The following is a 25,624-nucleotide window of genomic DNA, read 5'->3' as shown; positions in this document are numbered from 1 at the left end:
AATTTTTAAGGAATGTTGATGGAACAAGAAATTTGCGTGATCGGTTTTAGCGGCGGACAAGACAGCACCACTTTAGCCGTGTGGGCGAAAAAGCGTTTTAAAAAAGTCTGTTTAGTGGGGTTTGATTACGCGCAAAAACACTCTGTGGAATTAGAATGCGCTCAAAAAATCGCTTCTCTTTTACAACTCCCTTATGAAATCATCCCATTAAATTTTTTAGAAAATATCACCCACTCCGCGCTTTTTAAAAACTCTAACGATTTAATGGGGCATTCGCATGCGCAAAATAAAGATTTACCCAACTCTTTTGTGCCTAATCGTAACGCTATTTTTATCACCCTTTTGCATTCTTATGCGCAAAAAATAGGGGCTAGCAACATCGCTTTAGGGGTTTCGCAAGCGGATTTTAGCGGCTATCCGGATTGTAAAGAAGATTTCATTAAAAGCATCGAGCATGCGCTCAATTTAGGATCAAACACGGCGATTAAAATCCTAACGCCTTTAATGTTTTTGAATAAAGCGCAAGAATTTCAAATGGCTAAAGATTTAGGCGTCTTGGATTTAGTCATCAAAGAAACGCACACCTGCTATCAAGGAGAGCGAAAGATTTTGCACGCTTATGGTTATGGCTGCGGTGAATGCCCGGCATGCCAATTGAGAAAAAAAGGCTATGAAGAGTTTCAAGCCATGCTGTAAAAAATAATTTTTTAAAGAATGGGGTTTTTAAAACTTTGTTTTTATAATAAGTTTCTTAAGAGAACAGGGGATTTTGAAATAATTCCCCCTACAACCCCCAACTAAAACCCCTAACCCAAAAAGAGCGTTTTTTTAAGAGTTTGTCGCTTGATTAAGATCAAGCTGTTTTATATTTTTGTTTAAAAAATGCCTTTGAGCGTTTTTACAAAACAATCAAAGAGCGGTAAAAAGCGTGTTTTTAATGTTTGTTTTTAAAATTATATGTATAGTTAAGATAAACGCTCACCACTCTTTTATAATCCAATTTATCCCCGTAATCATCGCTATAATAATTGACTTTAAACGCTGGCACTTTAACCCCTAATTCAACGCTAGAACCCCCAAGATAGTTTTCATCACCATAGCGATCAATATCGTATTCATCATTATTCCAACGAACGCCAAATTTTCCTTGCAACTGAAAAATCGTGTGGCTTTTGACTTGATTGAAAGGGGTGAGATTATTACTCGCAAACCAAGTGCTAGCCCCTAGTTCCATGCCAATCACAAGCCCTGAAGATTTTCTAAATACATGCCTTGATGCTTTTTTTAATGTATCAGCGTCTAGCGTTCTGCCGGTCATGTCTTTGTAAAATATAGAAAGCCCTTTTACCCTTCGTTCAACATATTTTTGGGACGCTCGCTTATCGTTAGTCCAATTAATGAGCAAATCCGTATTGAAACCATAGGGTAAAAAAGCTATTAAACCGCTGCCAGGAACAGAACCAACGCCACCAAGTTGGTAACCGAAAAAAAGAGAGTGCCTAAACCCTATAATCCTTTTTTTACCCAAAAAATATTTATACCCCAAGCTGAGTTCATTAAAGAGACCGCCCGATCCACCATTTCCTGCGAATCGGTTAGCGATCTTTGTTGAATCTTTCACTGCATTTAAGGCGTTTTGTGCATCTTTTATGGCTTTTGTGTTAGGGAATAATGAATTTTTTGCGTTATTGATCGCTTGATTTAAGGCGTTTTCTGCTGAAGCTTTTTCGCCGATGCTACCTTGTCCTTGAATATAGCTTCCTTCTGCAAAATTTAAACCTAAATAAAATCCGTTCCTTTCAGCGTGGAGCCAAAACGAGAGAGACAGAGAGAGTAAGAGAGCTTTTTTCATGGTTTTTCTTTGGTTTAAGATTTGATATTATAATTAGGTAGTTTATCATAAAAATTAAGATTTTAGTTATTGGGTTTTAACGAAAAACAAAATTAAAATGAAATAGCCACAAAACCACCGCTTAATGAATATTAAATTAAAAACATGTTAATCTTTGGTTATTTTTAAATTAGGAAATCCCATGCATCAAAACAATAAAACTTTTTTACCCAACCAATCCGCTCACCTCTCTAAAATCATTCTTTTTTTAAACGCTGGATTTTTAGCCTATCTGTTAAGCGCTTGTGGGGCGAATGTGCCTATAGAAGAAGTGATAGTTAAAGATCCTAAAGAGACTAAAGCCCAAGAAGTCGCTAGAGAAGAAAAAGCCATCCAGCAAGAAAACGCCACTATTGATGCGCACACCACGCCTTTAATCAATCGTTTCACTAATTATAACGCTTATGGTTCTTTAAACGGCTTTTACAATTCAGTGGATAATCTCAATTCGCCCATGCAAAACGGGATGTATGGAGGCTATTACATGCCTTATTATTACATGCCCTATGGTTTCATGCCTTATGGGTATGGAGCGCCTGGATACTTCCCTTACGCTTTTTATTGATTGAGTGGCTTTAGAAAGCGTGGTGGTGTTGGCGTTTTTACTCAGACACGCTTGTGTTTTCTAATGGTTATTTCTAACATGCTAGGGTGGTGTGATAGAAAAAGACTATATTAAGAGGAGATATTCTTATGCGTATAGTTAGAAATTTATTTTTTGTATCGCTTATGGCTTATAGTAGCGCGTTTGCAACAGATTTAGAAACCGAGACTAAAAGCGAAAAAAAAAGCAGTAAGAAGTTTTACAAACTCCATAAAAACCATGGATTAAAAACCGAGGCTAAAAACGACAAAAAGCTTTATGATTTCACTAAAAATAGCACTTTAGAAGGCATAGATTTAGAAAAAAGCCCTAACCTTAAAAGCCATAAAAAAAGCGACAAAAAGTTTTACAAACAACTCGCTAAAAACAATATCGCCGAAGGGGTGAGCGTGCCGATTGTTAATTTCAATAAAGCTCTGTCTTTTGGGCCTTATTTTGAAAGGACTAAAAGCAAAAAAACCCAATACATGGACGGCGGGTTGATGATGCACATCCGCTTTTAAGCCCTTATTCATAATCCAAAAACGCATGCGTTTTAAGAGCAAGGGTTTTAGGGAAATACCGCACAAACAAATCCAAAAACACTTTTTCGCCAAAGAAATCCCCAGCGATCGTTACTTCTTGGACGCTAAAATTCTGCGCATTATCCCAAATGAAATTCCCTAAAAACTCCGCTAAAGAATCCAAAATCCCCAAACTCAAGATTTCATTTTCCACGCCTGCGAGCCTGAAACTCATCGCGCTGTGCATGATCTTTGAAAAGTTTAAAGCCATTTTCAAAGAATCGTCTTTAAGGATTTTATAATCAATCCTAGGGCCTTTAGGGCGTAAGCATTCTTTAGCTAAAGAAATAACGCTATGCGAATGAAAATCCTCGCTATACCCCAAAACAAACCCTAAAATTTGAAAAAAATCCAATAAATTCGCACCCCCTAGATTGTATTGAGAAAGCCCTGCAATGCGCGCGTAAAAATCAGGGAATTTAGCCGCGTAGTTTTGTAGCATTCTGGAGGCTTTTTCATCTTGTTTGAGGAGGTCAAATATTTGATTGAAATCAAAACTAACGCTTAAAAGCGTTTTTAAAGAACCATTAGCATGCAATAACAACCTTGTAGGGTGCTTGAAACTAAAATACAAAACGATAGAATTGGGGGTTGCACTTAAAAACTCTAATTCATCTTTAAAGGGAAGGGTAGAAAGGTTGTTTTCTAACACGAATTTTTTAGTGGGCGTGATCAAGCGTTTAGGGGTTTTAAAAAGCGCTTCATAATGTAACAGCGCTTCACAAGAACGGCTTTCATGCATAAAAACAAATTCTATCCCCTCATCTTGTAAAATATGGCACAATAAATTCAATATGGGGTCAAAGGGTAGTTGGGCTATGATTTCATCGTTTTTAAAAGTGTCCTTAAACACGCTTTTTAAAGAGGCTTTGATGGAGGGTTTTTCCAAACTGGCTAAATATTTAGCGTCCTCTAAAGGCAATTTAGTGCAGGTTAAAACGCTAGAAAGATCGCTAAAAATAACGCTTGGAGAGGGATTTTTTAAAGAAAGGGATAACGCTCCCCTAGAAGTGAAAATAGGGATAAAATCCTGCGTTTTGAGCATGCCTTTTAATTGGGTTAAACAATCTATAAGCTCTTTAGGGCTATGAATCATTTTCCCTTTAAAAGCGGTGTTTTCAATCAAGTCCAGAGTGTCGGCATATAAAGATGAATTGTTGTCTAAAAAATCTTGATGCTCTTTAGCGTTCATAAAAAGGGGCTTTGAAAGGCTTGTTGTTTGGAAAGGATTTTCATCTAAAGGCTCTGTGATTTCCTTTAAAGACAAAAAGCTAAAATCTAAAGAAAAGGGCAGAATTTCGCTGAGTTTTTGCGCGAATTCTAAAGTGATCTCAGCGCTCGCTTGGAGGTAGAAAGAAGTGGTATTATCCTTATAAACGCTATAAAAATGCACTTGCAAATTGCATGCCATTCGCTCTAAAAGGGGCGTAAAATTCAGGCTTGTTTCTTCATTAACGCATTTAAAAAGAAAAACAAACACCAATTCAAAAACCCTTATAAGAGAGTTCAGCGATACAATCTAGGGCGATATGATCGGTGCGTTGCATTTTAACCCCCCATGCGTTGAGTTGGGTTTCTATGGCTTTTAGGGCTGTTTCTAAAGCGTTTAAAATTTCGCTTGAAAGCTTGAAAGTGGTCTCGCTCCCTATCACAAAAGGCACAAGCCCCACGATAAAAGTTTTAGGCAAATCCCCTAAAAACTCCGTGAGCCTTAAAGTGTGTAGCATTTCCACTTCATGCGCGCTCCCAGCCCATGTGATTTCTTTAGGAGCGTCCTTAAAATCAAAAGCATAGACTGATCCAATTTCAACGCCCTTAGCGCTCACGCAATCCAAAATCAAAACCTTTTCATACGAAGTGATCAAAGGAATGAGTTGCTGAGCCATAGTCCCCCCATCCACAATATCCACGCTAGGGAAAAAAGAAAAATTCTTTTTAAGGTAGTGGGCTAGATGCACCCCAATCCCTTCATCGCCAAAAAGGATATTGCCAATGCCTAGAATTAGGATTTTTTGACTCATTCTTTGGTATAACCATAGCCATTAATCATAGAATCCGCCCCTGAACTATCATACCTGATAGAATGGAAAAACACCATATAAACATGCACAGGGACAAACAAAATAAACCCCCAAGTCGCTAAATGGTGGATAAAACGCACATTCGCTAACCCCCCACAAAGCGCTTCAAACCACTTAAAAGCGCTTGCTAAAAACGCCCCAAGCCCCGCATGATAGACATTATAATACAGCACTATCCCGCTCAAACTCATCAACACGATCAAAACAACCAAAGTGAAATAAGCCACGAGTTGGATAGGGTTATACGCTCCTTTAGTATGGGGTTTGCCGCTGATAAGAAAATACGCTTTCATCTGATCGATCCAAGCTTTTGGGCTTAAAAGTTGGCCAAAACTCCTGCGTTCCATCAAGCTTTCTTTCGTGAAAAAAAGATAGGTTCTAAAGATTAATGCGCTAATGAGTAAAAACCCAAACATGACATGAAAAGAGCGCACATAAGCTTGTAAAAGATACACCCCTTTATAAAAGCTTGAATTAGGCTGCAAAAAAGGGTAAGCGATGTAAAACCCCGTAGCGATTAAAGTAAAAATACTCAAAGCCCTAACCCAATGGAAAAAGCGCACAAAACCTGAATACTCTTTGTGCAAAACGACCTTATTCATTTTATCCATGCGTAACCCTTTTAGAATTTAGCGAAATTAGGCTCTACTTTGAACTCGTTTAAAGACTGCCCTTTAAAATCCATCACATGCACCGAGCATGCGATGCATGGGTCAAAAGAATGGATAGTCCTAATGATTTCTAAAGGTTGGGTTAAATCAGCGATTTTAGTGCCAATCAAGCTCATTTCATAAGCCCCCCTTTGGTTTTTGGAATCTCTAGGCCCCGCATTCCAAGTAGAAGGCACTACCGCTTGGTAATTTTCCACCACGCCGTTTTTAATGCGCACCCAATGGCTTAGCATGCCCCTTGGCACTTGACCAATGTAGCGCCCTTTATATTCTTGATTTTTATCAATGCGATAAGGAGTGCAAGTGCTTTGATCGCTTTTTAGATTTTCCACTAACGCATCAAACGCCAAAAGGCCATTATCAGCGATCGTTTTGGCTTCAATGCACCTTGCAGCTGTGCGCCCAAGCGTTGAAAACAACGCCTCTAAAGGCAGTTTAGTGTCTTTTAAAAACTTCGTAGCCACTTCAGTAACATAAGGGTTTTTCGCCGCTAAACCTACCACTACGGAACTTAAAGGGCCTACTTCCATGGGCTTACTATCGTATCTGGGCGATTTGATCCAAGAATATTTATTTTTAGTGTCAAGCACTTTAGCAGGGATGATTTTATTTTCAATCCCCACGCTCTCGCCGTCTTTTAAACCGGTATAATGCGGGTTCGTTTGCCCGTCATAAGGGTGGAGTTGCACCTCTTTAGTGTCTTCATATTGATACCAAGAATGCGTAACTTCTTCTTTAATCAAACTCTCATCAATGGGGTGCAGTTTAGAAATATCCCCATCAAGCACCACCCCACTACTCAAAAGGTATTTATCCTTCCCGAGCAACACTTCTTCATAAGCGATAAAATTCCTTAAGCCGCAGCCTTTAATAACGGATGGTTCGTTAGCGAACATTTCGCCCGCCATCACCAAATCAGGGTAGTAAGCATGGTTGATAAAATTGGCCACCACTTCAAACTTGCTCTTCCATTCAGCCAATCTCGTCGGATCCAATATGTCCATAACACTCGTAACACCCCCCACCGTTAGGCTTTGTGGGTGAGGCTGTTTGGCCCCAAAAATAGCGGTCATTTTCGCCGCTTCCCTTTGGATTTCTAAAAGCTTGAGGTAGTGGCTTAAGACGATTAAATTTTGCTCTGGGCTTAAACGATAGGTTTTATGCCCATAGTAGCCGTTACTGAAAGGCCCCAAAGATCCGCCTTTAGCGAAATCACTCAAGCGTTTTTGAACCGCTTTTAATTCACCGGCACCGGTATTAATGGGATAAGGGCTGTATTTGAAAGAAAGTTTTGAAGCTTCAAAAGGGTCGGCTTTTAAAGCGCTCATAATATCGCACCAATCAAGCCCATGCAAAGTATAGAAATGCACCACATGATCATGAAAGAGTAGTGCCATGTTCATCAAAGATCGCACTAATTGCGCGTTTAATGGGGGGGTGATGCCTAGAGCGTTTTCTACCGCAGTGATACCAGCCTTATAATGCGAATAAGTGCATACCCCGCAAATCCTTTGAGCGATAAAACCCGCATCTCGTGGGTCTCTGCCCTTAATGATCGTCTCTAGCCCCCTAAAAAGCGTAGAAGAAGAAAACGCATCAGTGATCACATTGTCATCATCTACGATCACTTCAATCCTTAAATGCCCCTCAATCCTGGTGATAGGATCGACTATTATTTTTTTTGACATGTTAATCCCTTACTCTTTGTTTTTGATCGCTTTAGAAAGGAGCGCATGCGCAACAATGCCAATAGCAGTTGCACTCAATAAAGTCGTGCCTACTTTATCCGCCACTTTATCAGCCCCTAATCCGTCAAAAGCGGTTTTAATGGAACGATTCGCCAAAGGCTCTTCAAAAGGACTCATCGTGTCCCAAAAATTAGGCTCAGAACACCCTATGCACCCATGCCCTGCGCCTATGGGCCAAGAAGTGTGTGAATTGAAGCGGAGTTTGGAGCAATTGTTGAAAGTGTAAGGCCCTTTACAGCCCATTTTATACAAACAAAAGCCCCTTTTAGCGTTTTCATCGCCAAAATGCTCCACAAATTCGCCCGCATCAAAATGCCCTCTCCTTTCGCACAAATCATGGATCCTGTTCCCATAAGCCCAAGAGGGGCGGTTATACGCATCCAATTTAGGGAGAGCCCCAAACATCAAGTAATAAAGCACATTGCCAACGATATTTTTTTCACTAGGCGGACAACCGGGAACATTGATCACGGGTTTGTCAATGATTTTATGCAAGGGTTGCGCGTTAGAGGGGTTAGGGTAAGCCGCTTGCACGCCCCCAAAACTGGAGCATGTGCCTATGGCAAAAATAGCGGCTGCGTGTTGAGCGGCTTTCCTGCACTCTTCAGCCCCCGTTTCAGCGTTTGGGCCTTGAGTGAGGAAGTATTCGGTGCCTTGGGGGATACCGCCCTCTACCATTAAAATGTAATTGTTTTTATGCTTTTCTATGGCGTCATGCAAACTTTTTTCAGCTTGAAAACCGCTCGCTACCATAATGGTCTCATGGTATTCTAGGTTGATGTAATCAAAGATAATGCTATCAATGGTGGGGTCTGCACTCCTTAACAAGCTCTCGCTGCAGCCGGTGCATTCTGCCATGTGCAACCAAATCACGGGCAATCTGTTAGCCACTTCTACCGCTTTCAAAGTCAAGGGAGCAAAACTAGCCGGCAAAGCTAGAGTCGCACTCATCATGCCCGCCCACTTCAATAAATCGCGCCTAGAAATGCCCGCACCTTTAAACTCATCTTGCAGGTTTTTATGCTCGTTGTGAGCGTTAAACGAACTAATTACTTCAAGGCGTTCTTCAATCTTTTGATAGGTCTTTTTTTCATCGTAGAACATGACCACTCCTTCACTAGAAATTTTCATTATCTTAACATAATAAAAATAATGTAGTGGCAATTGATTATTTTTTAACTTTTATTTTAGATGAAAGGAATTTCTTTAACATTAAGTTTCATTTGGATAGAATGCCACCCTATTTTATTAAAAAAGGAACAAAATGAAAAAAGTACTCATCATTAATGGGGCCAAAGCGTTCGGGAGCTCTGGAGGGAAACTCAATGAAACCTTGACTGACCATGCAAAAAAGACCCTAGAGTCTTTAGGGTTAGAAGTGGATACTACAATCGTGGATAAGGGCTATAATCATAGCCAAGAGGTGGAAAAGATCGTTAGCGCTGATGCGACGATTTGGCAAATGCCTGGCTGGTGGATGGGAGAGCCTTGGATTGTGAAAAAATACATTGATGAAGTCTTCACTTTAGGGCATGGGAAGCTTTATGCTAGCGATGGCAGAAGTTCGCAAAACCCCACTAAAAACTACGGGAAAGGGGGCTTGATGCAAGGCAAAAAATACATGTTGAGCTTGACCTGGAACGCTCCCATTGAAGCCTTTAACGATCCTAGTGAATTTTTTGAAGGGGTGGGTGTGGATGTTGTGTATTTGCATTTGCATAAAGCGTTCCAATTTTTAGGGCTTTCAGCGTTGCCCACTTTTATTTGCAACGATGTGGTGAAAAACCCCCAAGTAGAGCAGTATCTTAACTCCCTCACCACGCATTTGCACCAAGCTTTTGGCAAGTGATTTTAAGGTTTTTTAACCCCCCCCATTTCTTTGGGGGGCTTGTTTATTCTACAATAAAGTTCCTAGGATTGAGATCACAGCCTAAGATAAGATCCCTAAGATTATTGCCCACCGTTTGATAACTCGCATTGCTGACAAAGTAGAATCCGTCTTTTTCAAAAGGCACAACAAGAGTGCCATCTCTATCCCTTAATTGCGCTTTTGCTTTATCCCAACAAATATATCTTGGCTCTTCATCCGTGTAGCTTTCAAAGGCCTCTCTGGCGTTTTCTAGCAAGTAGTCTATGACAGCGCTAGCTAATTCCTTAGCGTTTCTTGCCATGCGCCTTTGGCCATTGGGGAGCTTAACGCTTTGAAGATTATGATTAGTTAAATTATCATCAAGGGTTTTATTAATCTCTCTTTCGCGGTATTCTTTAGGCAAATCTTTAAACAATCCCACTTGACAGAATTGATCCGCTAAATATTCGCTCCTAGCCCTCACTTCCTCTATCCCCCAAGAATGGGTGTTATTGATGAAATAGTCGTTTAAATGCAAGGAGCTGTATTCTTCCATAAGCGCAATTTTTGCCTCGTAAGATTTGTTGCCAAGCTTTTGATTTTGCCCTGATAAGGTTAGATTCCCAAAATTATTGAGATAGTCTTGCTCAAAAGTGAAATAGTCCCCCACCCTATCGCGCCATTCTTGGGTGGGGGTTTTGGGGTAGAAATGCTCTACTTCTAAATTCTCTTCTTTTGGCGGTTCGGCGTTGCTTAATTTTTCAATCTCAAGCAGGATGAATTTGCACACTTGATTTGCTGCATAAGCGTTACGCACAAGAAACGCCGTTTTAATACGATCATCATTAGGGAACACTGTTTGACCAACGCTCTTGCCCAGATACCGCTTCAATGCATCGGCTGAAACATTTTCCCCTAGCTGTCTGTATAAAGGATAAAGAAATTTGTTAAGCGTATTAGAATCTCCGCACACGCTCCGGCGCACGAAGTAGCTGATAAGGATTTGCAAAATTTCGCAGAAGTTTTCATAATCCAATTTGCCTTCTTCAAAGTCTCTCGCGCAACGCAAAACAAAGGGCTTTGCCACGCCAAATTTGATTTTCACAAGATCTTTAATGCGCAGGCGTAAATTCGCTAACTGTTGCGGGTCTCCACGATGTAAAAAATAATGATCTCTGTCTAAAAAGATTTGATAGATTCTGCCATACTCACGCATATCGCTCATAAGACCTTGTATGTCATTAGGGAAATTGTCTCTGTGGTGGTCTTTTAGCGCGTAATACACTTCACGCTCTTCTTTTTTTAATTTATCTTCAAAATAGATTCTCAAATAGGTTAGAATAAATTCATTCAAATCCTTTTCGCCAAGCCAATCTTCTAAAGGAACCCAATAAGTATTATAAAGACGATTCTGGTTGTCAGAATTTTCCCCCATCATCAGGTAGTTGCGGATGAGATCCAACCCTTTTAATTGCACGCCAGTAGCGTTAATGCTTTCAAACACCACTTGCGGATCGTCTTCGCCTAACTCTAAGCCTATAGCTACGATTTTAAGCCGCAAAAACGCGCCATAAATCTCTTCAATGCGATACCCTTTTTCTAGATACTTGTCAAGCTCTTTGGTGAAAGATCTATAATTGTTCCTAATGTGTGATACGCCTTGTATTTCATGCGATCGATTTTGCATGACAAGCTCAAAGGCTTCTTTGTCGCTTTTAATGGGCTTTAGGCGCAGTCTTTGTCCCGAAAGATTGAGTAGTCCGTCAATCTCTTTTTTTATCCCTTCATTTTGTATCTTTATCTCTATGGCTTTAAGCAAAAGCATGATAGTGGTAATCCTTTGCTGCCCGTCAATGATGACAAATTCTTGGAGTTGTCTCAAGCTCTTTTCATCGTCAATCAAATGCAAAATATAAGTAATAGAACCCATGAAATGCGTTTTCTTGTTTTGAGAAATACTGACAATATCTTGCAGTAATTTTTCGCAATTTTCTTCTTCCCAAGTGTAGTTCCTCTGGTATACAGGGATAGAAAATATCGTGCCTGTTAAGGCAAAAAAGTCGTTAACGGTGCTTTCTTTCACTCTCATCGCTTTTCCTTTTGAGTTAAACTACAATCGCACCGAGTATTAAATCAAAAAAAAAAAAAAAAAGATAGCTTAAATTTTTGAAAAAGTCGCAATTTGTGGCTGAATTTATCCAAAAAAATAAAAGAGCTTTGCGCAAAGCAAGTAGTAATCTCTTAAAAATGCGATCTTTAGGGGGTTAAGTTAATGGGAGCGAGAATGATTCAAAATACCCCTACTAGGGTATCTCATAAGAATTGTATGGCATGAACAAGCGCCCGTAATTAGGATTCACGCGCAATAAATGCTCTTTGAAATTCCCGTAATTACGGCAACTTGACTCAAAACCATTATCGCACGCATACGAGAATAAATCCAAAGCCCTTTGATCATCTTGAGGCACGCCTAAGCCTTTTTGATACAGCACGCCTAAATTGTTACAGCTCCCCAAAATCCCCCCATCGCATGCCATTTGAAAATACTTCGCCGCGTAGTGGTTATTTAATGGAGCCCCTAAATCCCCATTCGCATAAATCCAGCCTAAATTCGCGCACCCCATCATGTCCCCAGCGTTACAAGCCAAATAATTCAAATCCACTTGACTGAGTTGCGCCTTATCAATACCATAAATATTATTCACGTTAGACATCAAACCCAAATTATAACACCCCATATCGTTCCCATTTTCGCATGAAAATTTATAATAACTTATCGCTTTGTAATAATCTTTTGGGACCCCACTCCCATTAGCAAACATCCACCCTAAATTATTGCATGCGAGCATGTCCCCCCCTTGACAAGCCACCGCATACAATTGCAAGGCGTTTTCTTTATCGTTTGAATCAGCGTTTTTTTTGTTTTCATACATTTGAGCTAAATTCGCGCAAGCGGTCGCATCGCCCCCACTGCAACCCATTTCATAATAGCGAGCGGCTTTTAATCTGTTGGTTTGGATTCCTACCCCATTAGCATACATCGCCCCTACCGCAAAACACCCGGCCGCATTACCATTATCGCACGATTGGGAAAAAAGCTTAAAAGCCCCTTGATAATCGCCCTTTTTAGCCAGTTCAATACCGGCAGAAAGCTCGGTTTGAGCGTTTTCAGGCGATCCTAATTTGTCTAACAGATTGGAGTTATCGTTTTTAGGGGTGATTTGGGTGTTAGGGTTTGGCGTGCCCTTAGCGTTAGCGGGGTTTAATTCAGGGGGCGTGTTTTTTGGGGCTTGATTGTTTTCTTCAGCGCCGCTAAGCTGTAAGACTAAAAAAACAAGCCATAACAAACTTTTTTTGAGCATTCTTTTAATCCTTAATGCAGGTTTTGATTCAACTCAATTTTTTTCATGCTCCTAAAAGCGATCAGCTTGCCATTTTGGCTATTGGAACGAAAATGCACGCCATTTTTTCCGGAAAGCTCCTTGCCTTTGTAAAGATTGTTGGCATGTTTTTCTAAAGCGCTATTCACTTCTAAAAGCTTTTTAAACTCATTTTCTTCAATTTCTACCACGCTCCCGGCTAATATGGCAACGCCTGCATCCACAATACAGCCATCGCCTAAACTAATACCGGTAACGCTATTAGCCCCTAGCAAACAATTCTTCCCGATGCTAATGGGGTTGTTATTCCCTCCGCTTAAAACGCCTAAAACGCTCGCTCCCCCACCAATATCAGTGCCTGTTCCAACCACCACCGATGAAGAAATACGCCCCTCATTCATGCACACTCCCATAGCCCCTGCGTTAAAATTCACATAACTAGCCCCGGGCATTTGGGTGTAACCTCCGGTCCCTAAATACGCCCCAAAGCGCGTTTTTGAGCTATCCAGTAAGCGGATATTGTCAAACTCAGGGATTAATTGCATCAAATAGCGTGGGAATTTATCTATAAAATCAATACTAGGGAAATGGCCTCGCATTTTTAAAGCCACTTCGTTCATTCTAAGCCATTCTAATTCATAAGGCTTGTTGCCGCTCCAAGCCGCATTAGAAAGCTGGTTAAAAATGCCCTCTAAATTCAAACTCCTTAAAGGGGCTTTCCCTAAAGAGAGCGCTAAAAGTTTCATATACGCGCTCTCCACGCTCTCGCAAGGCTTATCTTCATACAAGATCACCAAGCGATAAAGAGACTCCCCATCGCTATTTTTCAAACGATTTTCTTCTAAAGCTTTTAAAAGCTCTAAAACCACTTGGATGTTTTTATGAGCCATTTTATTGGAATAGGCTTCATTCAAAAAGGGCGTATAAAAATCCAACGCTTTTAACACAAAACTTTCATCAATCTCAATGACGCGCTCGCTCGCGCTCTCTTTTAGGATTTTTTCTTTAGAAAGCGAGTTGCAAAACACCGCATAAGAGCCTAAATTTTCATCTTTCCAGTTCAAAACGGGGTAAGTGGCGCATAAAATCTTTTTGGAAATAGGGGCAATATCCACTCTGGCAATGCCAAAGCCTAAAGGCTCTTTATAGTTATTAGATTGCTGGTAGTTGCTCACAAAATTTTTAAACTTATTCATCATGCCTAATCCTTTAAACTTTTTTCTCTTTCTTTAGCTAAATTTTCCACTTCTATCACAAAAGTTTCAAACAAATCCTTTTCAGCCAATTTGTGGATGACTTTACCCTCTTTAATGATCAAACCGCTGCGATTCCCAAAAGCGATCGCCATGTCTGCATGCTTGGCTTCACCTAAAGCGTTCACCACGCAACCCATCACGCTAATGTCTAAAGGGGTTTTAATGTGGCTTAGGCGTTTTTCTACCTTGCTCGCCATATCCACTAAATTGGCTTCAATCCTCCCGCAAGTGGGGCAAGAAATCAAATTGATCCCCTCTTTCAAACGCCCGCTATGGCGTAAAATCGCTCTGGCCACTTTGATTTCATTTTCTAATTCCCCTGTGATGGATACGCGCATCGTATCCCCAATGCCCTCCATTAAAAGCCCCCCTAAAGCCATGGCGGATTTGATGCTAGAACTGAAAAGATTCCCCGCCTCCGTAACCCCCAAATGGAAAGGATAGATCACAAGAGAGCGAAGCATCCTGTAAGCTTCTATGGTGCGAATCACATCGCTCGCTTTTAAAGAAATCTTAAAATCAGTGAAATCCAAATCTTCTAAAAGTTTGGCGTTATACAAAGCGCTTTCTACCATGCCTTTTGGGGTCGGCCCGTATTTTTGATCAAATTGCTTTTCTAAACTCCCGGCATTCACGCCAATTCTTATAGGAATGTTTTTTTCTTTACAAGCATCAACCACCGCTTTGATTTTGTCTTTAGAGCCGATGTTTCCGGGGTTAATCCTAATTGCATCCACGCTTTGAGCGGCAATGAGAGCGAATTTATAATGGAAATGAATATCAGCGATTAAAGGCAAAGGAGACACTTTTTTCAATTCTTTTAAAGCCAAAGCGTCCTTTTCATTGCTCACCGCCACCCTCACTAAATCAGCCCCAGCGAGTTTGAGTCGGTCAATTTGATTTTTAGTGCTTTCAATATCAGCGGTTTTACTAAAGGTCATGCTTTGCGTGCTTATGGGAGCATCACCCCCTATGGCCACGCCACCGATAAAAATTTGCTTGGTCTTAACTCTATTTTCTAGCATCAAACCTCTTCATCAGTTAAATTCTTATGTGCTATTATACTCTTTCTTGGTGGTTTCATACCATAACGCTTAAATTTTAGGTAAGATCAACTATTCCATTTTAAGATTAAAGTAGCCCTATGACCTTTGAGCCTTATCCTTTTGAACGATTAAGAGCCTTGTTTAAAGAGATCACCCCTAAAAAAAAGGGGCTAGATCTAGGCATCGGCGAGCCGCGATTTGAAACGCCTAAATTCATTCAAGACGCTCTCAAACAGCATGCTCATTCGCTCAATATCTACCCTAAAAGCGCGTTTGAAGAGAGCTTGAGAGAGGCTCAAAGAGGTTTTTTTAAACGCCGTTTCAAGATAGAATTGAAAGAAAACGAATTAGTCTCCACGCTAGGATCTAGGGAAGTGTTATTCAATTTTCCTAGTTTTGTTTTATTTGATCACCAAAACCCCACTATCGCCTACCCTAACCCCTTTTATCAAATCTATGAAGGGGCGGCCAAATTTATCAAATCTAAAAGCCTTTTAATGCCTTTAGTTAAAGAAAATCATTTCACGCCAAGCTTGAATGAAAAAGAGTTGCAAGAAGTGGATTTAGTGATCTTAAATTCCCCTAACAACCCCACTGGAAGAGCCCTTTCTTTAGAAGAGCTGATTAGTTGGGTCAAACTCGCCTTAAAACATGATTTTATTTTAATCAATGATGAATGCTATAGTGAAATTTATGAAAACACGCCCCCCCCTTCGCTTTTAGAAGCTTGCATGCTAGCTGGTAATGAAGCGTTTAAAAATGTTTTAGTGATCCATTCGCTCTCCAAACGCTCTAGCGCTCCAGGACTAAGGAGTGGTTTTATCGCTGGGGATAGCAGCCTTTTAGAAAAATACAAAGCGTTTCGCACCTATTTAGGCTATACGAGCGCTAATGCGATCCAAAAGGCTAGTGAAATCGCTTGGCTAGATGATAGGCATGCAGAATTTTTCCGCAATATTTATGCGAATAATTTGAAACTGGCGCGAAAAATCTTTAAAAACACGCTCATTTATCCTTATAGTTTTTATGTGTATCTGCCCGTTCAAAACGGCGAAAATTTTACCAAAACGCTTTATCAAAACGAAGGCATTATTACTTTACCGGCTTTGTATTTAGGGCGTAATCGTATCGGTGCTGACTGCGTGCGTTTAGCCCTTGTCTATGACACCCCCCTTTTAGAAAAGCCTTTAGAAATCATAGAAACTTATCGAGAAAACCATGCTTGAAACCCCAAAAGTTTTACTCAAAAACTTACAAGATTGCAAGATCCATTTTATCGGTATAGGGGGGATTGGCATTTCAGGCTTAGCCAAATACCTTAAAGTGCAAGGGGCTACAATCAGCGGATCTGATATTGCCATAAGCCCCAGCGTTAAGTATTTGAAAGCTTTAGGCGTAGAAATTAATATCCCGCATGATCCAAAGGCAATCAACAATCAAGATGTCATTATCCATTCAGCCATTATCAAAGAAGACAATACCGAAATACAAAGGGCTAAGGAATTAGAAATCCCTATTTTGTCTCGCAAAGACGCTTTGTATTCTATCCTTAAAGACAAGCGCGTTTTTAGCGTGTGTGGGGCTCATGGAAAAAGCAGTATCACGGCCATGTTGAGCGCGATTTGCCCTACTTTTGGAGCGATTATTGGGGCGCATTCTAAAGAGTTTGATTCCAATGTGCGAGAGAGTGCGGATATGAGCTTAGTTTTTGAAGCCGATGAGAGCGATTCAAGTTTTTTATTTTCTAACCCTTATGCTGCGATTGTGCCTAACACAGAGCCAGAACATTTAGAGCATTATGACCACGATTTAGAGCGTTTTTTCTTCGCTTATGAATATTTTTTAGACCATGCTCAAAAAAGAGTGATCTATAAAGAAGATCCTTTTTTAAAAAACTATTCTAAAGACGCCATTGTTTTAGAAAAAAAAGACATTCGCAACATTCAATACATTTTAAAAGACGGCGAGCCTTACACTTCGTTTGAATTGAAAGACTTGGGGGCTTTTTTGGTGTGGGGGTTAGGCGAACATAACGCTACGAATGCGAGTTTGGCGATTTTAAGCGCTTTAGATGAATTGCATTTAGAAGAAATTAGAAATAATTTATTGAATTTCAAAGGCATTAAAAAACGCTTTGATATTTTGCAAAAAAACGATCTCATTCTCATTGATGATTACGCCCACCACCCTACTGAAATCAACGCCACTTTAAAAAGCGCTAGGATTTATGCTAACTTATTGAACACGCAAGAAAAGATTATTGTGATCTGGCAAGCGCACAAATATTCTCGCTTAATGGATAATTTAGAAGAGTTTAAAAAATGTTTTTTAGAGCATTGCGACAGATTGATCATCTTACCCGTTTATAGCGCGAGTGAAGTCAAAAGAGACATTGATTTGAAAGCCCATTTTAAGCATTATAACCCCACCTTTATAGACAGGGTGCGTAAAAAGGGGGATTTTTTAGAGCTGTTAGTCAATGATAATGTGGTAGAAACGATTGAAAAAGGCTTTGTGATAGGCTTTGGAGCGGGGGATATTACCTATCAATTAAGAGGCGAAATGTAATGGGTGCAGCAGTTGTTTTATTTTTAACGCTGATTTTATTGTTTTTAATGTTAAGGGATTTTGGTTTAGTAAGCCCCAAACAAAAACTTGTAGCTTTTTTAATCGTAGGGATTATAGGGGCAAGCATCAGCGTTTATACTTATCAACAAAACCAACAAAACCAACAAGAAATCGCTTTGCAAAGAGCGTTTTTAAGGGGGGAAACCTTGTTGTGTAAAGGCATTAAAGTCAATAACCAAACTTTTAATTTAGTGAGCGGGACTCTGAGCTTTTTAGGCAAAAAACAAACTCCTATGAAAGACGTTCTTGTGGATTTGGATTCTTGTCAGACGCTTCAAAAAGATCCCTTAATCCAACCCCCAATGAACCCCCAATGAACCCCAATTAACCCCAATGAATAATAATAATAATACCCCACCCAAACCCCTAGAAGAAAGCCTGGATTTAAAAGAGTTTATCGCTCTTTTTAAAACCTTTTTTGCCAAAGAAAGAGATACTATCGCTTTAGAAAACGATCTCAAGCAAACTTTCACTTATTTAAACGAAGTGGATGCGATCGGTTTGCCTACCCCCAAAAGCATGAAAGAAAGCGATCTCATTGTTATCAAACTCACCAAATTAGGGACGCTCCATTTAGATGAAATTTTTGAGATTGTCAAACGATTGCACTACATTGTCGTTTTACAAAACGCTTTTAAACCTTTCACGCATTTAAAATTTCATGAACGCCTTAACGCTATTATTTTACCCCCCTTTTTTAATGATCTGATCGCTTTATTGGATGATGAAGGAAAGATCAAACAAGGAGCTAACGCTACCCTAGACGCTTTGAATGAAAGTTTGAACCGCCTTAAAAAAGAGAGCGCAAAAATCATTCATCATTACGCCCATTCTAAAGAGCTTGCCCCTTATTTAGTGGATACGCAAAGCCACCTTAAGCATGGTTATGAATGCCTTTTATTGAAAAGCGGGTTTTCTAGCGCGATTAAAGGCGTTGTGCTAGAAAGGAGCGCTAATGGTTATTTCTATCTTTTGCCTGAAAGTGCGCAAAAAATCGCCCAAAAAATCGCCCAAATTGATAATGAAATAGATTGCTGTATCGTTGAAATGTGTCAAACTCTAAGCCGTAGCTTGCAAAAACACCTTTTATTTTTAAAATTCCTTTTCAAAGAATTTGATTTTTTGGACAGCTTGCAAGCACGGCTTAATTTTGCTAAAGCTTATAATTTAGAATTTGTCATGCCAAGCTTTACGCAAAAAAAAATGGTTTTAGAAAACTTTTCGCACCCCATTTTGAAAGAGCCAAAGCCCTTAAATTTGAAATTTGAAAAATCCATGCTCGCTGTTACCGGCGTGAATGCGGGCGGGAAAACCATGCTCTTAAAATCGCTTTTAAGCGCGGCGTTTTTGAGCAAGCATCTCATTCCTATGAAAATCAACGCTCATCATTCCATTATCCCCTATTTTAAAGAAATCCACGCCATTATCAACGACCCCCAAAACAGCGCGAACAATATCTCTACTTTTGCAGGCAGAATGAAGCAATTTAGCGCTCTTTTATCCAAAGAAAACATGCTTTTAGGCGTTGATGAAATTGAGCTAGGGACTGACGCTGATGAAGCGAGCAGTTTGTATAAAACCCTGTTAGAAAAATTGCTTAAACAAAACAACCAAATCATTATCACCACGCACCACAAACGCTTGAGCGTGTTGATGGCAGAAAACAAGGAAGTGGAATTACTAGCCGCTCTTTATGACGAAGAAAAAGAACGGCCCACTTACACTTTTTTAAAGGGGGTTATTGGCAAAAGCTATGCGTTTGAAACCGCTTTGCGCTATGGCGTGCCGCCTTTTTTGATTGAAAAAGCGAAAGCCTTCTATGGCGAAGATAAGGAAAAATTGAACGTTTTGATTGAAAATTCCAGCGCGCTAGAAAGAGAATTAAAGCAAAAAAATGAAAGCTTAGAGAACGCTTTAAAAGAGCAAGAAGATTTAAAAAACGCATGGCTTTTGGAAATGGAAAAACAAAAAGAAATCTTTCACCATAAAAAATTGGAATTGGAAAAATCCTACCAACAAGCCCTAAATATCTTAAAAAACGAAGTCGCTTCAAAAGATACCAGCTCAATGCATAAAGAAATCCATAAAGCGAGCGAAATTTTAAACAAGCATAAAACAAACCAAGAGATCCCCCAAACGATAACAAGCTTTCAAATTAACGAAAAAGCGCACTATAAAAATGAAAGCGTGATGGTTATACAAATTTTAGACAAGGGCTATTACTTGGTAGAAACCGAGCTTGGCATGCGTTTGAAAGCGCATGGGAGTTGGTTGAAAAAAATCCAAAAACCCCCTAAAAACAAATTCAAACTCCCTAAAACAACCATCCCCAAACCCAAAGAAGCGAGCTTACGCCTTGATTTAAGGGGGCAACGCAGCGAAGAAGCCCTGGATTTACTAGACGCTTTTTTAAACGACGCGCTTTTAGGGGGCTTTGAAGAAGTACTGATTTGCCACGGCAAGGGGAGCGGGATTTTAGAAAAGTTTGTGAAAGAATTTTTAAAAAACCACCCCAAAGTGGTGAGTTTTAGCGACGCTCCCATTAATTTAGGCGGTAGTGGGGTTAAAATCGTTAAATTGTAGTTTTTGGCACTTTTTATGGGGAATACAAAAATCCGCTTTAAACTACCCTATTTTACACCAACGCCCAATGAGGACAAAGCCTTTTTAAAAGAGCGTTGAAAAAGGGTTTTTATCGCTTAATTGAGCCAAAACCCTTAAATCTTTAGCCTTGATAGGCTTTTATGGCTTTTTCTAAAACTTTAATCGCACTCTCTTTGTTTTCAAACCCCTTGACTTTCACCCATTTATTAGGCTCTAAATCCTTGTAAGTTTCAAAAAAATGTTTGATTTTATCCAAAGTGTGTTTGGATAAATCATCAATATCCTTGACATAGGAATGCGTGGGATCAATCTTGTCTATGGGTAGAGCGAGTAATTTTTCATCCATTCCGCTTTCATCTTCCATGTTCAAAACCCCAACCAAGCGCACTTTCACCACGCTCCCGGCCTGAAAAGCCACATCGCTTAAAACCAGTGCATCTACAGGGTCGCCATCAGATCCTAAAGTGTTAGGCACAAAGCCGTAATTTGCGGGGTAATTTTGCGCTCCATAAAGCACCCTATCCACCATTAAAGCCCCGCTTTCTTTATCCAATTCATACTTGATATTAGAATGCTTGGATATTTCAATCACCACGGACAAAACGCTAGCGTCATGACTTACTTCTAATTTCTCTAAATTCATTGCAATCTCCTTTGAATAAAAAGACTTATTCTAACATAAAGCCCGCTCTTTTTAAATCTCTTTAGGGGTTTTTAAATGAGCGTATTGTTTGCTGTATTTATTAAAGGCTTTTAAGCACTTTTTGGCGTTGAATTTATGATAAAAAAGATTATCAAAATAGGATTTTCTAGGGGGTTTTAATGAAATGTCAGGCTTTTTCGCATTTTGAATGGTGCTATTGAAAGCATGTTTGTTTAAAGAAACAGGGCAAGGCAAATAGGTAAAATTAGCCACATCATGGTAAGTGGGGTTGTTTATGAACATATCCACCGGCTCTATGATTTTAAAACGCTCCGTGGCTTCTATAAAGGTTTTAGCGCCCTTAGGCGTGAGGTAGTAGCCTGCCGTAGTGGCCACATACACGCTGGTGAGGTAAAAATGCTCTAAAAATAGCACTTCTTTTTCATTATCAGCGCGAGATTCCCAAAAGGTCTCTTTGATATTTGTTTCTTTTGCCAATAAGGATTCGTATTTTGTAGTGAGATCATCGTATTTTGTAGTGAGATCATCGTATTTTGATACGAGATTTTTATACACTTCTGTCCGAGCTAAAATATTTCCAATGAAGCGGTTGAGCTTTCTTTTAATTTTTTTAAAAACCACTGGATTAAAAGAGGTTTTTTGGGGCGCTATTTTGCAAGGATTAGATAATTCTTCTTGTTGCGTTTCAATAATACAATCTTGTTGCGCATCTTGTGTGGGATTGGGGGGGGGGGGGGTAACTTCATGATTTTCAATAGGCGTTTCTTCAATAGACGCTTCAGCCTCTTCAGCCTCTGTATAGATAGGGAGAGAGTACAAATTGGTTTTATGGCCTCCCCAATAATGCCCATAGAGTCTCACAAAATCAAAAGGGCTTTTCAAGCAATCTTCTAGGGCTTGCATGAAGTTAGACTCTAGCGTTACATCATCTTCTAAAATGACGACCGGTTGGTTTAATTTGACGCATTCTTTCCACAAAAGATAATGGCTTAAATAGCACCCAAATTCTTGGGGTAATAATTCTTGATAACAATAATCAGAATGGAACCAATCGGATTTTAACATGCTTTGTGCATCATAAAGCTCTTGAACGAATTTTTCAAAATCTTCGTGTTTGGGGCTAATAGCGTCAAAGATTTGAAAAACGCAACGGCCTTTAAACTTTTCATTGGATTCTAAAACGAGTTTTTCAGTATCCAAACGCCTTTGACTTTCTTTTAAAGAAATGATATAGACACCAATCACAGATCATTCTCTTTGGAACGCATTTTAATTCGCAAAAGACAAAATATATTTTTGCATTTCATTCACGATTTCTTCAATGCTTCTCTCCCCATCGATCGCTTTATACACCTTCTTATTCTTGTAAAAATTTTGGATCTCACCCAACGGATCCAAAAACACCCGCATGCGGTTATGAAACACGACCTCATTATCATCAGCCCCCCTAGAGCGCCCTAAAACCCTTTCTTTGGCGGTGTTTTCACTCACTTTTACTTCAATCACGCTTTTTAAAACCACTTCGTTTTGAGCGTTCAATTCCTTATCCAAAGCCTGCATTTGTTCCACGCTCCTAGGATAGCCATCAATTAAAATGATCCCTTTGCTAGAGCTTTTAATCGCTGAAAGGATCGTTTCTACCACAATTTCTAAAGGCACTAATTCGCCTTGAGAAGTGAATTTCTCAATCAATAAGCCTCGCTCAGTCTTTTTAGCGCTCTCAGCCCTTAATAAATCCCCAGTAGAAAAATGAGCGATTTTTTCGCTGTTATTCTTAGCGATAAGCTCTGCATCAGTGGTTTTACCACTCCCTGGGGCTCCAATGATCAAAAATAGTTGTTTCATATCGTATCCTTTTAAATTATTTTCTCAAGCGAATGTGTAATTCTCTTAGTTGCTCTTCATTAATGGGGCTAGGCGCATTCGTCAATAAGCATGAAGCTTTTTGCGTTTTAGGGAAAGCGATCACATCTCTAATGCTGTTAGATTTAGTCATTAGCATGATCAAGCGATCAAAACCTATCGCAAAGCCCCCATGAGGAGGAGCGCCAAACTTTAGCGCTTCTAGCAAAAAGCCAAATTTCTTTTGCGCTTCTTCTTCGTTGATATTGATTTTTTCAAAGACTTTTTTTTGCATTTCTTCTTTATGAATCCTAATGCTTCCCCCACCAAGCTCCACACCATTAAGCACCACATCATACGCATGCGCTTCAATCTCTTCCATATCTTCGCATTCTATATTTTTAGGCATCGTAAAAGGGTGGTGCGCGGCATGATAGCCGTTTTCGGTTTTTTCAAACATGGGGAAATTGACTACCCATAAGAAATTCAAAGCGTCTTTATCAATCAAATCAAGCGTTTCAGCCACTTTCAAGCGCAAGCGCCCCATGTAATCTAACACGATTTTTTTATCCCCAGCTCCAAAAAAGACAATATCTCCAACTTGCGCATCAGTCCTTTCTAAAATATTCTTAAGCCCCTTTTCGCTCAAAAATTTAACTAAAGGCCCTTTAATCCCATCTTCTTTAATCTGCAAATACGCTAAGCCTTTAGCCCCAAATTGGCGCACAAATTCTTCTAATTCTTTTAAAACGCTGCGGCTAAAAAGCGCATCAGCCCCTTTGACGTTCAAAGCTTTGATGCGTTTGTTTTTAGGATCTTTTGCGATATTAGAAAAAATAGCGTTTGAGCTGTCTATAAAACAATCCCCCACTTCTATTAAAGGCAATTCAAAGCGTAAATCCGGCTTGTCGCTCCCGTAATTTTCCATCGCTTCCTTATAAGGCATGCGTTTAAAAGGTTTAGAAATAGTATGCCCAATCGCTTTAAAAATCTCTTGCAACAAATCTTCCACCACGCCCATCACATCATCTTCATCGCAAAAACTCATTTCCGCATCAATTTGCGTGAATTCTGGCTGTCTGTCCGCTCTTAAATCTTCATCTCTAAAGCAACGAGCGATTTGAAAATACCTATCCATTCCCCCCACCATTAAAAGCTGTTTGAATAATTGCGGGCTTTGGGGGAGCGCAAAAAATTCGCCCTCATGCACCCTGCTTGGCACTAAATAATCCCTAGCCCCCTCAGGCGTGGTTTTAGACAAAATGGGGGTTTCAATCTCTAAAAAACCCTTTTGGGCTAGAGTGTTACGAGTGATTAAAGCCACTTCGCTGCGCAATTTAAAGATTTCATAAGCGTTCAAAGAGCGTAAATCCAAATAGCGGTATTTCAAGCGCAAATCTTCATTCACGCTTTTATTGCCAATTTCAATCGGTGGGGTAGCGCTTTTATTTTCAATAACTAACTCTTCTAAAACGATTTCAATTTTACCGGTCTTTAGTTTAGGGTTTTCTAACCCAACGCCCCTTAAACGCACTTTTCCTTTAGCCACTAGCACAAATTCGCTCCTGACTTCTAAAGCCTTTTCATAAGCTTTAGAGCTAGGATCACAGACTAGTTGCACCAAACCGCTTTTATCCCTTAAATCAATAAAAACCACGCCTCCATGGTCTCTATAAGTGTTACACCACCCGGCCACTTTGATGATTTTACCCACATCTTTTTCACTAATTTCTGTGCAGAAATGACTTCGCATGTTTTATCCCTTTAAATTAAAACAAAAATTAAATTTATGAAAGCGTTTTTTTAAGCATTTCATGGATTTCAAGAATGTTAGATTTTACCACAAAACCATCCGCTTCTAAAGATTGGGCTAATTGGCGGTTAGAATCGCTGCTCATGGACGAATTGATAATCACAGGAAGATGCTCAGTTCTATGATCAGCTTTAATGGTTTTTAGCACTTCAAACCCTGAAACGTTAGGCATTTCTAAATCCGTAATAACCACGCCGACTTGTTGGTAATGTTCTTTTTCATACAAATAATCCAACAATTCCCTCCCATTTGGAAAGGCTAAATAACGCAATTCTAAAGTTTGAACGATTTTTTCTAGGGTTTTAAGAGCGCTTAAGGAATCTTCAGCGATTAAAATGAGTTTTTGGCTTTGAATGGCTTCTATGCAACGCAAAGTCAAATCGTCTAAATCTTTCAAGCTAGGGAAAACATCGCTAATCATTTTTTCCACATCTAAGATCTGCACCACTCGTTCTTTATCAAAACGGGTGATAGCGCTAATCTTACCCTCTTCATTAATGCCTTGCTTGTCCCCGGCGCTAATCTCATTCCAATTTTTATGAATGATCCTTTCAATTTTTAAAACTTTTAGAGCGATGGAATGGTTAGAAAAATGGCACACGATCACTAAATTATGGTCATCTTTAACGCTGCATTCTTTTAGATCACGGCTCGGATCATTAGCGTTATAATGCAACCACCTTTTCACATCCACTAAAGGAATGGATTCGCCCCTAACGCTAAGAAACCCAAGCATCACGCCATCGCTCCCTCCAAGAATCTCTGTAACCTCTCCGTCATAATGGATAATTTCTCGGATCTTAAAAATATTCATGCCATAAAGCTGGGCGTCTTTTTCTGCATCTAATCTAAAGCACAGAAATTGCGCTTCATTATTTAAGTGCAACGAAGTCGTTTTGTCAATATCTCTTACCACCTAATTTCCCCTAAAGCCCTATCAAAGATTAAATGTTATAATACTACCCTAATTTAGTTTAAAAGGTT

General features: G+C 39.7%; 23 protein-coding genes. 8 read left to right on the top strand and 15 right to left on the bottom strand.

Translation table 11 applies throughout. The annotated features are described in order from the left end of the window. The first annotated feature begins 18 nt into the window (after window positions 1-18). Entirely contained in the window at window positions 19-696 is a 678-nt protein-coding gene (gene queC / locus H7N67_RS00765) for a 7-cyano-7-deazaguanine synthase QueC (RefSeq protein WP_187938728.1), read from the top strand. Window positions 697-934: 238 nt separating this feature from the next. Here the strand turns inward: queC and oipA are convergent, their stop codons facing one another. Next, complete coding sequence (oipA, locus tag H7N67_RS00760) at window positions 935-1,852, bottom strand: outer inflammatory protein OipA (protein ID WP_187938727.1); 918 nt, start codon at window positions 1,850-1,852, stop codon at window positions 935-937. Window positions 1,853-2,033: 181 nt separating this feature from the next. Here oipA and H7N67_RS00755 point away from each other — a divergent pair, with 181 nt between their 5' ends. Together H7N67_RS00755 and H7N67_RS00750 are read left to right on the top strand one after the other, a co-directional pair. Beyond that, on the top strand, window positions 2,034-2,456 hold the full coding sequence (locus H7N67_RS00755; RefSeq protein ID WP_187938726.1) for a hypothetical protein: 423 nt from the start codon (window positions 2,034-2,036) through the stop codon (window positions 2,454-2,456). A gap of 128 nt (window positions 2,457-2,584) precedes the next feature. Next, window positions 2,585-2,998: a hypothetical protein gene (locus H7N67_RS00750; protein ID WP_079373825.1), complete on the top strand. Its 414-nt coding sequence runs from the start codon at window positions 2,585-2,587 to the stop codon at window positions 2,996-2,998. A 4-nt stretch (window positions 2,999-3,002) separates the two neighbouring features. Here the strand turns inward: H7N67_RS00750 and hydE are convergent, their stop codons facing one another. From hydE to H7N67_RS00725, 5 genes are read right to left on the bottom strand one after another with little or no spacing between them, the layout of a single operon-like run. Continuing rightward, window positions 3,003-4,541, bottom strand: coding sequence for a hydrogenase biosynthesis protein HydE (hydE, locus tag H7N67_RS00745; protein ID WP_187938725.1), 1,539 nt, complete (start codon window positions 4,539-4,541; stop codon window positions 3,003-3,005). Between the two features lies 1 nt (window position 4,542). Then, window positions 4,543-5,079 carry a hydrogenase biosynthesis protein HydD gene (gene hydD, locus H7N67_RS00740; protein WP_127985817.1) on the bottom strand — a complete coding sequence of 179 codons (537 nt, stop codon included), beginning with the start codon at window positions 5,077-5,079 and terminating at the stop codon, window positions 4,543-4,545. Further along, window positions 5,076-5,750, bottom strand: a complete 675-nt coding sequence (gene cybH, locus H7N67_RS00735; protein ID WP_000359925.1) for a Ni/Fe-hydrogenase, b-type cytochrome subunit — start codon at window positions 5,748-5,750, stop codon at window positions 5,076-5,078. The genes hydD and cybH overlap by 4 nt, the downstream gene beginning before the upstream one ends. Window positions 5,751-5,761: 11 nt before the next feature. Further along, complete coding sequence (locus tag H7N67_RS00730; RefSeq protein WP_187938724.1) at window positions 5,762-7,498, bottom strand: nickel-dependent hydrogenase large subunit; 1,737 nt, start codon at window positions 7,496-7,498, stop codon at window positions 5,762-5,764. 9 nt (window positions 7,499-7,507) lie between these two features. Continuing rightward, the gene (locus H7N67_RS00725) at window positions 7,508-8,662 is read right to left on the bottom strand and encodes a hydrogenase 1 small subunit (RefSeq protein WP_078245520.1); all 1,155 of its coding nucleotides are present in this window, start codon (window positions 8,660-8,662) and stop codon (window positions 7,508-7,510) included. Window positions 8,663-8,822: 160 nt separating this feature from the next. Between H7N67_RS00725 and mdaB the strand changes: the two genes are divergently transcribed. After that, window positions 8,823-9,407 (top strand): NADPH:quinone oxidoreductase MdaB, encoded by a 585-nt coding sequence (gene mdaB, locus H7N67_RS00720; RefSeq protein WP_000756710.1) that lies wholly within the window; start codon window positions 8,823-8,825, stop codon window positions 9,405-9,407. A gap of 43 nt (window positions 9,408-9,450) precedes the next feature. Here mdaB and H7N67_RS00715 read toward each other — a convergent pair whose 3' ends face one another. The 4 genes from H7N67_RS00715 to ispG form a co-directional block, all read right to left on the bottom strand. After that, the gene (locus H7N67_RS00715) at window positions 9,451-11,496 is read right to left on the bottom strand and encodes a DUF262 domain-containing protein (protein WP_187938723.1); all 2,046 of its coding nucleotides are present in this window, start codon (window positions 11,494-11,496) and stop codon (window positions 9,451-9,453) included. A 214-nt stretch (window positions 11,497-11,710) separates the two neighbouring features. Next, window positions 11,711-12,769, bottom strand: coding sequence for a tetratricopeptide repeat protein (locus H7N67_RS00710; RefSeq protein ID WP_187938722.1), 1,059 nt, complete (start codon window positions 12,767-12,769; stop codon window positions 11,711-11,713). A gap of 11 nt (window positions 12,770-12,780) precedes the next feature. Further along, window positions 12,781-13,986: a 2,3,4,5-tetrahydropyridine-2,6-carboxylate N-succinyltransferase gene (locus H7N67_RS00705; protein WP_187938721.1), complete on the bottom strand. Its 1,206-nt coding sequence runs from the start codon at window positions 13,984-13,986 to the stop codon at window positions 12,781-12,783. A gap of 2 nt (window positions 13,987-13,988) precedes the next feature. Further along, window positions 13,989-15,068 carry a flavodoxin-dependent (E)-4-hydroxy-3-methylbut-2-enyl-diphosphate synthase gene (gene ispG, locus H7N67_RS00700; RefSeq protein ID WP_187938720.1) on the bottom strand — a complete coding sequence of 360 codons (1,080 nt, stop codon included), beginning with the start codon at window positions 15,066-15,068 and terminating at the stop codon, window positions 13,989-13,991. 119 nt (window positions 15,069-15,187) lie between these two features. On the opposite strand from ispG, the gene H7N67_RS00695 reads away from it, so the two are divergent. From H7N67_RS00695 to H7N67_RS00680, 4 genes are read left to right on the top strand one after another with little or no spacing between them, the layout of a single operon-like run. Further along, entirely contained in the window at window positions 15,188-16,315 is a 1,128-nt protein-coding gene (locus H7N67_RS00695; RefSeq protein WP_187938719.1) for a succinyldiaminopimelate transaminase, read from the top strand. Then, complete coding sequence (gene murC, locus H7N67_RS00690; protein WP_187938718.1) at window positions 16,308-17,657, top strand: UDP-N-acetylmuramate--L-alanine ligase; 1,350 nt, start codon at window positions 16,308-16,310, stop codon at window positions 17,655-17,657. Before H7N67_RS00695 ends, murC begins: the two co-directional genes overlap by 8 nt. Next, on the top strand, window positions 17,657-18,034 hold the full coding sequence (locus H7N67_RS00685) for a hypothetical protein (RefSeq protein ID WP_187938717.1): 378 nt from the start codon (window positions 17,657-17,659) through the stop codon (window positions 18,032-18,034). The genes murC and H7N67_RS00685 overlap by 1 nt, the downstream gene beginning before the upstream one ends. A gap of 16 nt (window positions 18,035-18,050) precedes the next feature. After that, window positions 18,051-20,300 carry an endonuclease MutS2 gene (locus tag H7N67_RS00680; protein WP_187938716.1) on the top strand — a complete coding sequence of 750 codons (2,250 nt, stop codon included), beginning with the start codon at window positions 18,051-18,053 and terminating at the stop codon, window positions 20,298-20,300. Window positions 20,301-20,442: 142 nt separating this feature from the next. Here the strand turns inward: H7N67_RS00680 and ppa are convergent, their stop codons facing one another. The 5 genes from ppa to H7N67_RS00655 are packed head-to-tail and all read right to left on the bottom strand — an operon-like array spanning window position 20,443 to window position 25,556. Beyond that, complete coding sequence (ppa, locus tag H7N67_RS00675) at window positions 20,443-20,964, bottom strand: inorganic diphosphatase (protein WP_079295504.1); 522 nt, start codon at window positions 20,962-20,964, stop codon at window positions 20,443-20,445. Between the two features lie 51 nt (window positions 20,965-21,015). Beyond that, window positions 21,016-22,230, bottom strand: a complete 1,215-nt coding sequence (locus tag H7N67_RS00670) for a glycosyltransferase family 25 protein (protein ID WP_187938715.1) — start codon at window positions 22,228-22,230, stop codon at window positions 21,016-21,018. A gap of 24 nt (window positions 22,231-22,254) precedes the next feature. Further along, window positions 22,255-22,830, bottom strand: coding sequence for an adenylate kinase (locus H7N67_RS00665; RefSeq protein ID WP_187938714.1), 576 nt, complete (start codon window positions 22,828-22,830; stop codon window positions 22,255-22,257). Between the two features lie 16 nt (window positions 22,831-22,846). Next, on the bottom strand, window positions 22,847-24,580 hold the full coding sequence (gene aspS, locus H7N67_RS00660) for an aspartate--tRNA ligase (RefSeq protein ID WP_187938713.1): 1,734 nt from the start codon (window positions 24,578-24,580) through the stop codon (window positions 22,847-22,849). A gap of 34 nt (window positions 24,581-24,614) precedes the next feature. Next, window positions 24,615-25,556 carry a chemotaxis protein CheW gene (locus H7N67_RS00655; protein ID WP_187938712.1) on the bottom strand — a complete coding sequence of 314 codons (942 nt, stop codon included), beginning with the start codon at window positions 25,554-25,556 and terminating at the stop codon, window positions 24,615-24,617. Window positions 25,557-25,624 lie beyond the last annotated feature (68 nt).

Source organism: Helicobacter pylori (assembly GCF_014498195.1).
Lineage (GTDB): Bacteria > Campylobacterota > Campylobacteria > Campylobacterales > Helicobacteraceae > Helicobacter > Helicobacter pylori_DO.
This window is presented reverse-complemented; position numbering and strand designations above follow the sequence as displayed.

Coding starts and splice junctions, on each gene's coding strand:
- queC (WP_187938728.1), top strand. CDS start 19: ATGGAACAAGAAATTTGCGTGATCGGTTTTAGCGGCGGACAAGACAGC.
- H7N67_RS00685 (WP_187938717.1), top strand. CDS start 17,657: ATGGGTGCAGCAGTTGTTTTATTTTTAACGCTGATTTTATTGTTTTTA.
- H7N67_RS00750 (WP_079373825.1), top strand. CDS start 2,585: ATGCGTATAGTTAGAAATTTATTTTTTGTATCGCTTATGGCTTATAGT.
- oipA (WP_187938727.1), bottom strand. CDS start 1,852: ATGAAAAAAGCTCTCTTACTCTCTCTGTCTCTCTCGTTTTGGCTCCAC.
- H7N67_RS00665 (WP_187938714.1), bottom strand. CDS start 22,830: ATGAAACAACTATTTTTGATCATTGGAGCCCCAGGGAGTGGTAAAACC.
- H7N67_RS00725 (WP_078245520.1), bottom strand. CDS start 8,662: ATGTTCTACGATGAAAAAAAGACCTATCAAAAGATTGAAGAACGCCTT.
- H7N67_RS00755 (WP_187938726.1), top strand. CDS start 2,034: ATGCATCAAAACAATAAAACTTTTTTACCCAACCAATCCGCTCACCTC.
- hydD (WP_127985817.1), bottom strand. CDS start 5,079: ATGAGTCAAAAAATCCTAATTCTAGGCATTGGCAATATCCTTTTTGGC.
- mdaB (WP_000756710.1), top strand. CDS start 8,823: ATGAAAAAAGTACTCATCATTAATGGGGCCAAAGCGTTCGGGAGCTCT.
- H7N67_RS00730 (WP_187938724.1), bottom strand. CDS start 7,498: ATGTCAAAAAAAATAATAGTCGATCCTATCACCAGGATTGAGGGGCAT.
- H7N67_RS00680 (WP_187938716.1), top strand. CDS start 18,051: ATGAATAATAATAATAATACCCCACCCAAACCCCTAGAAGAAAGCCTG.
- cybH (WP_000359925.1), bottom strand. CDS start 5,750: ATGGATAAAATGAATAAGGTCGTTTTGCACAAAGAGTATTCAGGTTTT.
- murC (WP_187938718.1), top strand. CDS start 16,308: ATGCTTGAAACCCCAAAAGTTTTACTCAAAAACTTACAAGATTGCAAG.
- ppa (WP_079295504.1), bottom strand. CDS start 20,964: ATGAATTTAGAGAAATTAGAAGTAAGTCATGACGCTAGCGTTTTGTCC.
- H7N67_RS00710 (WP_187938722.1), bottom strand. CDS start 12,769: ATGCTCAAAAAAAGTTTGTTATGGCTTGTTTTTTTAGTCTTACAGCTT.
- H7N67_RS00715 (WP_187938723.1), bottom strand. CDS start 11,496: ATGAGAGTGAAAGAAAGCACCGTTAACGACTTTTTTGCCTTAACAGGC.
- H7N67_RS00705 (WP_187938721.1), bottom strand. CDS start 13,986: ATGATGAATAAGTTTAAAAATTTTGTGAGCAACTACCAGCAATCTAAT.
- aspS (WP_187938713.1), bottom strand. CDS start 24,580: ATGCGAAGTCATTTCTGCACAGAAATTAGTGAAAAAGATGTGGGTAAA.
- ispG (WP_187938720.1), bottom strand. CDS start 15,068: ATGCTAGAAAATAGAGTTAAGACCAAGCAAATTTTTATCGGTGGCGTG.
- H7N67_RS00695 (WP_187938719.1), top strand. CDS start 15,188: ATGACCTTTGAGCCTTATCCTTTTGAACGATTAAGAGCCTTGTTTAAA.